Origin of the sequence: Streptomyces acidicola (assembly GCF_009377235.1) — a bacterium.
GTDB classification, from domain to species: Bacteria; Actinomycetota; Actinomycetes; order Streptomycetales; family Streptomycetaceae; genus Streptomyces; species Streptomyces acidicola.
The window spans coordinates 21,582-33,451 of the sequence record NZ_VMNX01000095.1; the positions used below are offsets into that span (position 1 = coordinate 21,582).

At 69.8% G+C, this 11,870-nt stretch carries 12 protein-coding genes and 1 pseudogene; 6 read left to right on the forward strand and 7 right to left on the reverse strand.

The genetic code is table 11. The annotated features are described in order from the left end of the window. Positions 1 to 14: 14 nt before the first annotated feature. Entirely contained in the window at positions 15 to 1,022 is a 1,008-nt protein-coding gene (locus FPZ41_RS23800; RefSeq protein WP_152865765.1) for a sugar phosphate isomerase/epimerase family protein, read from the reverse strand. A gap of 14 nt (positions 1,023 to 1,036) precedes the next feature. After that, on the reverse strand, positions 1,037 to 2,176 hold the full coding sequence (locus FPZ41_RS23805; RefSeq protein WP_152865766.1) for a Gfo/Idh/MocA family protein: 1,140 nt from the start codon (positions 2,174 to 2,176) through the stop codon (positions 1,037 to 1,039). Between the two features lie 187 nt (positions 2,177 to 2,363). On the opposite strand from FPZ41_RS23805, the gene FPZ41_RS23810 reads away from it, so the two are divergent. After that, positions 2,364 to 2,987, forward strand: coding sequence for a TetR/AcrR family transcriptional regulator (locus FPZ41_RS23810; protein ID WP_152865767.1), 624 nt, complete (start codon positions 2,364 to 2,366; stop codon positions 2,985 to 2,987). Between the two features lie 100 nt (positions 2,988 to 3,087). Here FPZ41_RS23810 and FPZ41_RS23815 read toward each other — a convergent pair whose 3' ends face one another. Continuing rightward, complete coding sequence (locus FPZ41_RS23815) at positions 3,088 to 4,617, reverse strand: sensor histidine kinase (protein WP_194236195.1); 1,530 nt, start codon at positions 4,615 to 4,617, stop codon at positions 3,088 to 3,090. A 713-nt stretch (positions 4,618 to 5,330) separates the two neighbouring features. Between FPZ41_RS23815 and FPZ41_RS23820 the strand changes: the two genes are divergently transcribed. The 5 genes from FPZ41_RS23820 to FPZ41_RS23840 are packed head-to-tail and all read left to right on the forward strand — an operon-like array spanning position 5,331 to position 8,547. Continuing rightward, positions 5,331 to 6,059: a PIG-L deacetylase family protein gene (locus tag FPZ41_RS23820; protein WP_152865769.1), complete on the forward strand. Its 729-nt coding sequence runs from the start codon at positions 5,331 to 5,333 to the stop codon at positions 6,057 to 6,059. Next, complete coding sequence (locus FPZ41_RS23825; protein WP_322620634.1) at positions 6,056 to 6,796, forward strand: 4-carboxy-4-hydroxy-2-oxoadipate aldolase/oxaloacetate decarboxylase; 741 nt, start codon at positions 6,056 to 6,058, stop codon at positions 6,794 to 6,796. The genes FPZ41_RS23820 and FPZ41_RS23825 overlap by 4 nt, the downstream gene beginning before the upstream one ends. After that, on the forward strand, positions 6,793 to 7,500 hold the full coding sequence (locus FPZ41_RS23830; protein WP_152865770.1) for an alpha/beta fold hydrolase: 708 nt from the start codon (positions 6,793 to 6,795) through the stop codon (positions 7,498 to 7,500). Before FPZ41_RS23825 ends, FPZ41_RS23830 begins: the two co-directional genes overlap by 4 nt. Before the next feature lie 19 nt (positions 7,501 to 7,519). Then, a complete protein-coding gene (locus FPZ41_RS23835; protein ID WP_131557580.1) occupies positions 7,520 to 7,798 on the forward strand; it encodes a muconolactone Delta-isomerase family protein in 279 nt (92 codons plus the stop codon). Further along, on the forward strand, positions 7,798 to 8,547 hold the full coding sequence (locus FPZ41_RS23840; protein WP_322620635.1) for an SDR family NAD(P)-dependent oxidoreductase: 750 nt from the start codon (positions 7,798 to 7,800) through the stop codon (positions 8,545 to 8,547). The genes FPZ41_RS23835 and FPZ41_RS23840 overlap by 1 nt, the downstream gene beginning before the upstream one ends. A 30-nt stretch (positions 8,548 to 8,577) precedes the next feature. On the opposite strand, the pseudogene FPZ41_RS50320 reads toward FPZ41_RS23840, so the two are convergent. From FPZ41_RS50320 to FPZ41_RS47250, 4 genes and pseudogenes are all read right to left on the reverse strand, one after another. Further along, positions 8,578 to 8,811, reverse strand: a pseudogene (locus tag FPZ41_RS50320) (FCD domain-containing protein); the annotation flags it as partial. Between the two features lie 323 nt (positions 8,812 to 9,134). Beyond that, entirely contained in the window at positions 9,135 to 10,007 is an 873-nt protein-coding gene (gene purU / locus FPZ41_RS23850) for a formyltetrahydrofolate deformylase (protein WP_152865772.1), read from the reverse strand. Positions 10,008 to 10,086: 79 nt separating this feature from the next. Then, positions 10,087 to 10,980, reverse strand: coding sequence for a methylenetetrahydrofolate reductase (locus tag FPZ41_RS23855; RefSeq protein ID WP_322620636.1), 894 nt, complete (start codon positions 10,978 to 10,980; stop codon positions 10,087 to 10,089). Positions 10,981 to 10,993: 13 nt separating this feature from the next. Further along, positions 10,994 to 11,227 (reverse strand): hypothetical protein, encoded by a 234-nt coding sequence (locus tag FPZ41_RS47250; protein ID WP_194236198.1) that lies wholly within the window; start codon positions 11,225 to 11,227, stop codon positions 10,994 to 10,996. Positions 11,228 to 11,870 lie beyond the last annotated feature (643 nt).

An 11,870-nucleotide genomic window follows, 5' to 3' on the forward strand; every position in this document is an offset into this window, starting at 1 on the left:
TGACTCCCTTGGGTTCAGGGGCGGGTGCTGAAGGCCGCGTCGAAGGCCGCGTCGGGCGGCTCGATCGCGGTGAGGGCGCGGACCCGGGCAAGCGCGTCCGGGGCTCCGACGAACCGGTCCATCCCGGCGTCCTCCCACTCCACGGAGAGCGGGCCTTCGTAGCCGATCGCGTTGAGGACGCGGACGCAGCCCTCGAAGTCGATGTCGCCGTGGCCCACCGAGACGAAGTCCCAGCCGCGTCGTGGGTCGGCCCAGGGCAGGTGGGAACCGAGCCGGCCGTTGCGTCCGTTGAGGTTCTTCTTGGCGTCCTTGAAGTCGACGTGGTAGATCCGGTCGGCGAAGTCGGCCGCGAAGCCCAGGTAGTCGAGGTCCTGCCAGACGAAATGGGAGGGGTCGAAGTTCAGGCCGAAGGCCGGGCGGTGCTCGATCGCGTCGAGGGTGCGCTGCGTCGTCCAGTAGTCGTAGGCGATCTCGCTGGGATGCACCTCGTGGGCGAAGCGCACGCCCTCGGCGTCGAAGACGTCGAGGATGGGATGGAAGCGCTCGGCGAAGTCCCGGTAACCGCGCTCGATCACCTCGGCGGGTACCGGGGGGAACATGGCAACGGTGTGCCAGATCGACGATCCGGTGAAGCCGGTCACCACCCCGGCGCCGAGTGCGGCCGCCACGCGGGCAGTGTCCTTGAGTTCGGCAGCCGCCCGCTGCCGCACACCCTCGGCGGCTCCGTCGCCCCAGATCCGCTCGGGCAGGATCGCACGGTGCCGTTCGTCGATGGGGTGGTCGCACACGGCCTGCCCGACGAGGTGCTGGGAGATCGCGTGGACAGCGAGGCCGTGCTCCCGCAGGAGCTTTCGCTTGGCCGGCAGACAGTCGGGCTCGGCAAGAGCCCGCGCGACGTCCAGGTGGTCGCCGGAGCAGGCGATCTCCAGACCGTCGTAGCCCCACTGGGAGGCATGGCGGCATACCTCCTCGAAGGGGAGGTCGGCCCACTGGCCGGTGAACAGGGTGACGGGGCGAGGCATCTCCGGCTCGTTTCTCAGCTGGTCGCGATGGGGGTGTGGACGCCGGCGTTCGCAGCGCTGGTCTCGACGGCCTCGATGACCCGCTGCACGTACAGGCCCTCTTCGAAGCCGGGCGCGGGATCAGTACCGTCGTGGATGGCGGTCAGCAGGTCGTGGGCCTGGTGGGTGAACGCGTGCTCGTAGCCCAGGCCATGGCCCGCGGGCCACCAGGCACGCAGGTAGGGATGGTCGGGTTCGGTGACGAGGATGCGGCGGAAGCCGGCGGTGCCGGACGGCTCGGTGGCGTCGTAGAAGGACAGCTCGTTCATCGACTCGAAGTCGAAGGACAGTGCGCCCTTGGTGCCGCTGATCTCGAGCTGGATGGCGTTCTTGCGGCCGGCGGCGAAGCGGGAGGCCTCGAACGTGGCCAGCGTCCCGCCACCGAAGCGGGCGATGAAGACAGCGGCGTCGTCGACGGTGACCTGGGCCGGGGTGCCGTCCGGCGCGTGGCGACGGTCGACAAAGGTGGCCAGTTGGGCGGAGACGCCGTCGAGCGTGTCACCGAGGAGGTACTGCCCGAGGTCGATGAGGTGCGAGCCGGTGTCGCCGAGTGCGCCGGCGCCCGCCCGGGCCCGGTCCAGCCGCCAGGAGAAGGGAGCGTCGGGGTCGTGCAGCCAGTCCTGCAGATAGCGGGCCCGGAACTGCAGGACGCGTCCGAGACGGTCCTCCTGGATCAGCTGACGGGCCAGGGTGAGAGCCGGGACCCGTCGGTAGGTGAAGCCGGCCATGGACCGTACCCCGCGCTCGCGGGCGCGCCCCGCGGCCACCGCCATCGCCTCGGCCTCCGCGACGGTGGTCGCCAGGGGCTTCTCGCACAGCACGTGCTTGCCCGCCTCCAGGGCGGCGATCGCGATGTCTGCATGGCTGTCACCGGGCGTGCAGATGTCGACGATGTGCACGTCATCGCGAAGGACGGCCTCCTTCCAGTTGTCGGTGGCATCGCGCCAGCCGAGCTCGTCCGCGGCTCGGCGTGCCCGGGCCGCGTCGACACCCGCGAGGACGGTCCGTTCCACGGGCCGCTCATGCGGGAAGACCCGGCCGACCGTGCGCCAGGCCTGGGAGTGCACGCGCCCCATGAAGGCGTGTCCGACGAGTGCGACACCGAGAGGTTGCATGTGAGGAGTCCGTCCTGAATCAGGAGCGCGGGTGCGGGGGGGGGCCGGGCATACGTGTGCCGGGGCGCCGCGTCATCGACCCGAAATGAAAAGTGATCAGGTGTTAACGTTTGGCCAAACGTAAGCGGCTGATAGCTTTTGACGCAAGAGGTCGACTCGAACTTTCTCTCCACCGGGAGGCTGATCGGTGACAGGCACGACAAGCGGTCCCCGCGGGCCGTACCGCAGCGGAATCAAACGGCGGGAGCAGATCGTCACCGCAGCCGCCAAGGCCTTCACCGAACACGGCTACAACGGAGCGTCGATGCGGCAGATCGCCGCGGACGTCGGGGTCTCCCCCGCCGCCCTGCTCCGGCACTTCGCGAACAAGGAGGACCTGCTCTCGGCCGTCCTGCAGTGGTGGGCGGGCGAGACCGCCAGCCTCACTCGCACGGCGAACACCGGCCTGGCCTCCTTCGACCAGCTACGAGCGGTGATGCGCTACCACACCGAGCACCGCGGCCTGCTGGAACTGTTCATCCGGCTCACCGGCGAGTCCTCCGACGAGAAGCACCCCGCACGGCCGTTCATCCAGCAGCGCTACGCCGAACTACTGAAAACCCTCATCCAGCGCCTTCTGGACGCCGCCGCCGACGGAGAAATCCCGCCGACGACCGCCGAGCAGGCCGAACGGGAGATCCGCACCCTGTTCGCCACGATGGACGGCCTGGAGATCCAGTGGCTGCTGGAACCGGCGGTGGATCTCGCCGGACTCTTCGACTGCCATCTGGACCAGACACTGCGACGGTGGCGGAGCGGCGACTTCCTGTAGGCGGCTGCCCGCTTCGCCTCTCTCGCCAGGCCTTGTCCCTCGCCAGGCCTTGTCGGGCCCGCTGGTCCCCGGTGAGCAGGCCGCCCAGGGGCCGCAACTTTCACCCGCGCGGAAGGGGCACCGTCAGGTGCACGCTCCAGCCGTCGCCCGGCCGCGGGCCGGCGGTGATGCGTCCACCCCATCGCTCGGTCCGCTCGCGCATCGACTCCAGGCCCAGACGGTTCCGGTCCACGGAGTCGGATGATGGTCCCGCGTCGGATGCTGATCCCGCGTCGGATGCTGATCCCGCGTCGGATGACGGTGCCGCGCCCAGGCCGTCGTCGGATACGTCCACGACCAGATCGTCGCCGTCGACCACGATCCCGATCTCGGCCACCGCCGCCTCGGCATGCTTCACCACGTTGTGCACCGCCTCCGAAATGATCCGGTACACGTCCTCCTGCAGCTCAAGGGGGGCGTCGATCCGATCACGGTCGGCCCGCACCTCGACCACGAGGCCGGTCCGGGCCTGGACGCCGACCGCCTGCCGACGGACAGCCTCGACGAGGCCCTGCTCAGCCAGTTCGAGGGGACGCAACTCGAAGACGAGTTGCCGCAGGTCCGCGAGTGCGGTGGAGGACAGCGAGGCGAGCTCCTCGGCCGAGAGGCGGAGCCGATCGGGGTCGACGCGGCGGTCCAGCTGGCTGCGCAGCACCATCGCCTGCATCCGCATGGAGAACAGTTGCTGGACGACCGAGTCGTGCAGGTCACGCGCCAGCCGCCGACGCTCGTCATGGCGGGTCTGCGCCCTCGTCTGAGCCAGCAGGGCCGCGGTGTCGATCGCGATCGCGGCGTGATCCGCCATGGCCTCGAGGAACGCGATCGGGCCGGGCTCCTCCCCGGAAACGTAGTACGCGTTCACCACACCGAGCGTCCGGCCCCGGACGACCATCGGCATCGATACGAAGCCGTCCCAGTCCGGCCGGCCCATGATCTCGTGGAGCGGCGCCCAGAGGGGGTCGGCCAGGATCGAGGCTTTCCGGTGCGGCACCACCACGTGGCGGCTGCGCACGAACGCGTCGAGGAAGCGGATGTCCGCCCCGAGGCGGCGGCACGCGCCGAGCCGCTCGACGAACTCAGGCGCCTCCCCGAACCCGGCCATGCCGAGGATGCGCAGTTCGGCGTCCGGATCGTCGATCGCGAGGATCTGCACGGCCGCGATGTTCGACGTCATGACGATCTCGGCGGCGACCGCTTGCAGGATCGTCTCCAGCGACGCTGACTCGGTCACGCTCGACGCGACCCGGGCGATCGCGGTGAGGCGCTCCTGCTGCCGTCTGACGTCGGTGACGTCCCGGAACCAGACGACATGGCTGTCGTCGGCGCCTGCGGCGATTCGGTATTCCAGCTCGCGGGGGCGCCCGCCCACCGGAGTCCAGCGCACGGTCAGTGCCCCGAGGGTCGATTCGCTGTCGGAGCTCGCGAAGGGGCTGGAACGGCCGAGGAGTTCAGCGGTCGGGACTCCGAGCAGGTGGCCGGCCACGGGGTTGAGGAAGGAGAATCGCCCCGTTCCGTCGATCACGGCCAGCCCATCCGCGGACACGTCGACGAGGGCGCGGGCGACATCGCCCACCGGTGCCTGCTCGGTCACAGGTCGCATGCTCCTTCGAACGCGTGGATCCGGCTCCCCGGGACGCACCGGAGCCAGCGCATCCATCTGCCTGATTGAAGCAGGTCGGTGCGATGAGTGCACGGCCGCATCGACCCGGCTCTCCTACGTCAATTGTCGCGGATCGCCGGTGCTTCTCGAATAAGGGATGCGCCGGGCGAAGGGCACCCGAATCGACTGCGCTCCCTTGCTCTCCCCTGCTCTCCCCGCCGGTTCGCGACGAATGACGTAGTCGCGGTGTGACAAGCCTCCGCGCCAGCCCGGTCATTAGCGCGTTACCTGCGTTCCCGCGGCTCTTTAGCGTCGGTCCCATCGCCATCGCGGTGGACGCGTGATGGTCATGAGCGACGGTGCGAGGAGATGATCGACGTGGCAGGACCGTCCACGGGGGTGCGGCCGGGGCGCCGCCGAGTTCGAGGGCGAGGCCGTCGTCCGGTCCCGGCGGACCGTGTCCGAGGGCGGTGATCTCGTGATCTCACTCAAGCTCTTCGGGAGCCAGAGAGCCGTGGTGGCTGTCAGTGAATCCACGACCATGCCCGCGTATGTGGGCGGATCCGCGTCCGATGCCCCCGTAACCACTTCCCCGTGCTGAACTCCTCGCCTCGTGTCCGGCCGGTCCTGAACCTCTGAGTCCCGCCGCTTCCCTCACCTCCCCACCGGCGGCAGGGTCGCCGAGAAAGGTCACGACAGCAGCAATGACTGACGACAAGCGTTCCTCGGTGCTGGTGATCAGCGCCCACTCCGGGGACTTCGTGTGGCGCGCCGGCGGCGCGCTGGCCCTCTACGCCGAACGCGGCCACGACGTGCGGATCGTGTGCCTGAGCTATGGCGAGCGCGGCGAGTCCCAAGGCCTCTGGAAGCAGGAGGGCATGACCCTGGAGAGGGCCAAGGAGGCCCGGCGCGCGGAGGCCGAGGCAGCCGCCGAGGCACTCGGGGCGTCGATCACCTTCCTGGACCTGGGCGACTACCCGCTGCGGATCGACGACGCCGGACTGGACCGGATCGTCGCCGAGATGCGCGCGGCACAGCCGGAGGCACTGCTCACGCACGTCGCCTCCGACCCCTACAACCGCGACCACAACGCCGCGCACGAGGCCACGCTGCTCGCCCGGCAGGTCGCGCAGGCCGCAGGGCACGACCGCACCACCACCCCGATCGGCGCTCCGCAGGTGCTGCAGTTCGAGCCGCACCAGCCCGAACAGTGCGGCTTCGTACCGAACCTGCTGCTGGACATCACCCCGGTCTTCGACCGCAAGCGCAAGGCCATGGAGTGTATGGGCGCCCAGTCGCACCTCGTGCAGTACTACACCGACCTCGGCCTGCGCCGGGGCGTGCAGGCGGTCCGTAACGGCGGCGCGAAGTCGATCGTGCAGGCCGAGGCCTACCAGCGCCTCTTCCCCATCGTCGGAGACGAGCTCCGGTGAGCCGGGGCAACGACAGGCACGTCGTCGTCCGCACGAGCCGTGGCCCTTCGCAAGCGGTCGTGACCGCTCTGGCGAAGAGCGGCGTCGCGACCGCCCACGAGGCGTACGGCCGACGCGGGCTGCTCGGACCGGAGTTGCGGCCGATCTACCCCGGGGCACGCATCGCGGGCCGCGCCGTGACCGTGCTGTCGCACCCCGGCGACAACCTGATGATTCACGCCGCCATTGAGCAGTGCCGCGCCGGAGATGTCCTGGTGGTCGCGACCACCTCCCGGTCGACCGACGGTATGTTCGGGGAGCTGTTCGCGACCCAACTGCGCTACCGCGGAGTGCTCGGTCTGGTCACCGACGCCGGCGTCCGCGACGTCGCCGACCTCACCGCCATGGGCTTCCCCGTCTGGTCCCGTGCGGTTCACGCACAGGGCACCGCGAAGGCCGTCCCGGGCTCGGTGAACGTTCCCGTGGTGGCTGCCGGGCAGTTGGTCAACGCCGGCGACATCATCGTCGCCGACGACGACGGCGTTCTCTGCATCCCCCTCGACGAAGGCGAGGCCGTGGTCGAGGCATGTGCCCGCCGCGAGGCGAACGAGGAGGCCAAGCGCCGCCGCTTCCTCCAGGGCGAGGTCGGACTCGACATCTACGACATGCGACCGCTCCTCGAACGGCTCGGTGTGCGCTATCTCGACGCCGACGACGCGACAGACCCCGACACCGCCCCTGCGGAGGAATCCCCATGAGTACGTTCGTCCTCGTACCCGGCGCCTGGCACGGCGGCTGGGCCTGGCAGCGAGTGGCCCCCGCGCTGCGCGCCGCCGGCCACGAGGTGCACACCCCCACGCTGACCGGTGTCTCCGACCGCGCTCACCTGCTCAACCCGCAGGTCGGACTGTCCACCCACGTCCAGGACGTCGTCGCCCTTCTCGATGCGTACGATGCCCGCGACGTCGTCCTGGTCGGACACAGCTACGCCGGCCAAGTGGTCACCGGAGTGGCCGACCGCGTCCCCGAGCGGCTGGTCAAACGCATCCACCTCGACGCCTTCGTCGGCGACGACGGCGACGCCGCCATCGATCTGCTGCCCACCACGGTCGCGGACCACTACCGCGAGTCCGTTGCGGGCCCGGGGTACGGCTGGCTGATTCCCGTCCGCCCGCTGGAGAGGCTCGGCGTCACCGACGAGGCGGACGTCGACTGGCTCACCCCGCGACTGACGCCGCACCCGTGGCTGACCTACACCGAGCCGCTACGGCTGACCGGGAAGGGCGAGCAGGTCCCGGCCGCGTTCATCGAGTGCGTGGACTGGATGCGCGTTTTCAGGCCGCAGGCGGAGAAGGCCGCCGCCCGCGGCTGGCCGACCCACGAGATCGCGACCGGTCACGAAGCCATGGTCACCGCCCCCGACGAGCTGGCTGCTCTGCTGCTCGACGTCGCCACCGCCTGATCCGAGAGGAAAGAACACCATGGAGTTCCTGGTCCGCGCGGAGAACCTGCTCCCGCACGGCACCCCGGACGAGGTCCGCGACCAGCTCAGGAGGGACGAGCGCGCGCGGGCGATGGAACTGCGTGCAGCAGGCGTCCTCAAGCGGCTCTGGCGGGTGCCGGGCCGCAACGCCACCGTCGGGCTCTACGAGGCCGACGACCCGGCCGCCCTGCACGACGCGCTCGTCTCGCTGCCCATGTGGAAGTGGATGGACGTGTCCGTCGAGGCTCTGGCCACCCATCCCCAGGAGAAGCAGTAGTGAGCGCGCGGCTCGCCGGCGTGGTCGCGATCGTGACCGGCGCGGCAGGCGGGCTGGGCCGCGCGATCGCGCGGCGGCTCGCCGCCGAGGGCGGGACCGTCGCCGCCCTCGACCTGGTGCAGGAGTCCGGGTGGTCGTACGGGGATGACGGATCGGGGTCCATCGCGAGCTGGACCTGTGACGTCACCGACCGCGGCGCGGTGGACAGGACCGTCGAGGAGATCGTGGACCGCTTCGGCGGGGTCGACGTCCTGGTGAACAACGCGGGCCTGCTCTCCGGGCGGGCGAGTCTGCTCGACGCCACGCCGGAGGAGTTGCACCGCTACTACGACGTCAACGCCGTCGGGCCGCTGCTGATGGTCCAGGCCTGTTTTCCGTACCTGCGTGACAGCGAGCACCGCGGCCGCGTCGTCAACGTCGCGTCGCGGACCTTCTTCACCGGCGCGCCGGGGCAGATCGGCTACATCGCCGGCAAGGGCGCGCTGCTGGGCATGACGCGGGTGATGGCCCGCGAGCTGGGTGAGCACCGCATCACCGTCAACGCGGTGATGCCCGCCCAGGTCGCGACGCCGGGCACTCGTGCGCACTCCGGCGACGAGGTCTTCGCGAAGACCATGTCCCAGCAGGCCATTCGGGAGTTCGTGACACCCGAGGACTTCGCCGGGCTTGTGGCCTTCCTGGCCTCACCGGACGCTCGCCTGGTCACCGGCCAGTCGATCGTCTGCGACGGCGGCGGCCTGCTGCACTGACCGACGGCCGCCTGCGCCGCTGCACCACCTCTATGAGGGGACGATCGAGGTCCCAGCAGCCCCAAGAACCCAGGTGCGAGGACCGACCTCGGCCCGTCCGTCGGCCAACTCCTTCAGCACGGCGCTCAGGTGTGTACGGAGTGCATGGGCCGCCCCGGCCTCGTCGCGGTCACGAATGGCGCGGAGGATCGCAAGGTGCTCCTCGAGGGATGAGGCGAGCCTGCTCGGATTCAGGATCAGCTTGAACCGGTGCCGAGCGGTCTGCCCTTCAAACCGGTCGCGGTCTGCCCTTCCAACCGGTCGACGACTGCCCGTGCGGTGGCATGACCGCCGAGGACACGGACGCGTCGTGCAGTTCGGCGTCGAGTCGCGCGTAGGTCAGCAGATCGGCCCTCCACAGCGCGCCGCCGAGCCTGTCGAGTGTCTCGGCATCCTCGGCGGTGATGCGGGCCGCGGGCCCTGGATGCGCTCAGCTCCTCGAGTGCCATGCGGACCTCGGTGACCGGCAGGGACCCGGGCGGCTGGATCGTCGAGCTACTGTCCGATCAGCTGTCGGGCCAGGTCGCCGGCCGCTGCGTCTTGTGTGTTCACCGGAAGACGACTGTTCGGTTCCCGAGGACCGCGATCCGGTTCTCGCTGTGCCAGCGCACGGCGCGTGCCAGCGCGCGGCTCTCCGCCTCCCGGCCGCAGGCCGCGAGTTGGGCGGGACCGAGCGAGTGGTCGACGCGGATGACCTCCTGCTCGATGATCGGGCCCTCGTCGAGGTCGGCGGTCACGTAGTGCGCGGTGGCCCCGATGTACTTGACCCCTCGCGCATGGGCCTGGTGGTAGGGCTTGGCGCCCTTGAAGCTCGGCAGCATGGAGTGGTGGATGTTGATGGCCCGGCCCTCGAACTGCTTGCACAGGTCGTCGGAGAGGATCTGCATGTAGCGGGCCAGGACGACGAGGTCGACACGCTCCTCGCGGACCAGGTCCAGTAGTGCGGCCTCGGCCTGCGGCTTGGTGTCCTTCGTCAACGGGATGTGCCGGAACGGCACGCCGAAGCCGTCGGCGATGCGGCCGAGGTCGGGGTGATTGGACACGACCGCGACGACATCGAGGTTCAGCTCGCCGATGGAGTTGCGGAACAGCAGGTCGTTGAGGCAGTGGGCGAACTTGCTCACCATGATGACCACGCGCGGACGTTGTGCGGCATCGGCCAGTTTCCAGTTCATGCCGAACCTGTCGGCGAGGACTCGCATCTCTTGGCCGAGGGCGTCGAGGTCCAGCGGGGAGCCGTCGACGTGCGCGAACTCCACACGCATGAAAAAGGTGCCGCTGTCCGCGCTGCCGAACTGCTGGCTCTGCACGATCGTGCACTTCTCTCGCGCCAACAGCCCGGTGACCGCGTGCACGATGCCCGGGGAGTCCGGGCAGGACAGCAGCAGGACGCCGTGCTGGGCGCCGGCGGGCGGGGTCATGACGCCTCCAGGAGCGAGTCGGTCGGGTCGGGAAGGGTGAGCATGGCGTCGGAACGACGCCGGGCACCGGCGCGATCGGTCAGGACAGACGGGCGAGCCAGGCCTTGCGCCAGGCCTCGGTGCTCTCCAGGTCGTTGAAGGTGAACACGTGGAAGCCCTGGAGGTTGTTGTCCTCCTGCGCGAACGCGGGCGTCAGTTTCTCGATCAGCTTGTTCGGGCTGTAGCCGCCGGGCAGGAAGAACCGCCAGAACATGTTCTGCTGCTTCTTCAGAAACCGCGCGGACTGTCCGAGCCCGAGACCGGCCGACACCCGGATCAGCTTCTGCCGACTGACGGCTCCGGGTATGCCGACCCGGATCGGCAGCGTGACACCACGGGCCCGCACCCTACGAGCCCACCGGATCGTGGTGGCGGCGTCGAAGCAGAGCTGGGTGATGATCTGCGTGGCGTACGGCGCCTTCGCGTCCAGAGCCTGCTCGATCAGCTCGTCGTCGATCAGACCGTGTCCCTCGGGGTAGCCGCCGATTCCGACCGACGTGAAGGAGTGGCCGATCGTTTGCAGACCCTGGAACAGGCTCAACGCGTCCGGGAAGTCCCCGGCAGGCTCGGCCGCGTCGCCGCCGACGCAGAACAGACGGTCGATACCGCTGTCACGCAACTGCTCCACGATGTCGGTCAGGTGCGCCTGGTCGCGCACCAGCCGCGCGGCGATGTGCGGCGCGGCCCGGTAGCCGTGTTCGGTCAGCGCGGCGGCCAGGGCGATCGTGGGGCCGATCCCCTTCGCCTCGGTCGTGGTCACGGTGAGCGCCACGTCCGTGGGGACGTGCGCGAGAACCTTCTCCTCGGCGCTCTTGAACGGCAGGATCTCGTAGGTCGCGTCGCGCAACGCATCGGCCACGGCCGCCTTGGCGGTGCGCGAGACCGGGCGGCTGAGCGGCGGGGTGGAACCCCTCGGGTCCGTCACCGACGTCACGTCACTTGCTCCTTCAGTTGGTGCGGGCGAACTGGACGCAGGGAGCGGGCTCGGCGTGCTCCGTGGCGGTCGTGGCCGCGGCATCAGGGACCGTGGCCCACTCGTCGTCGTTGTCCCGGACGGGGATGACCTTCGTGCGTGTAGTCGAACTCGACGTCGCGGCTGAGGAGTTCCAGCCGGGCTCCCGACGCGAGCCATGGCCGCCGCCGGACTCTCGGAAGTCGTGATCGCCGAAGAACCTTTCCACTGGGCCGCCCGTTTCGGTGCGCCGTCGGCGAAGCCGCCGCGGCAGCACCGCCTGACCGGGTATCCGGGCTTGCTACAACGCTAAGAAACACCCCCTTCACCAGGGATCACGCGGATGACCGGACCTCCCCTTGGCGAGCGTCGCGTCCCGGGCAGGACAAGTGACGTAGACGCGCGCATCGCCCCCGGTCCGCGACGGATGTCTCTGTCGGACGACGGTGGGCCTTCGGCTTCGTCGTCTACTGCTGCGGAGTACAGCAAGGTGCTGCCGAAGGCGCGGATCCTCGAAGCTCTTCCTGCCGACCGCGAGCCCGTGGACGCGACGCGGTGACAGCTCCTTGCACGGGTGGCCGTTCGCGACGGTCCTGCCCGGCTCCGCCTGCCTCCTCGATTCCCCACACGGCTGCCCTAGGGCGTGGCCCGCCTCGCACGCGACCGCCGTCAACGAGGCGCTGCGGATTGTGGCCCGCCTCCCGGAGGCCGGGCGGCTGGGCTGATCACGGGCAGCATCGTGCCCCCCCCGTTATGTTTTCCGCGGCCCTGCAAGAGGGCCGCTGGCCTCCGGGCCCGGCATGGCTGTTCCCCCCTGTCGAACCGATGACCTGGGGGGTGGTGCCACCGGGCCCGAGAGGCGCCGTTGGAGA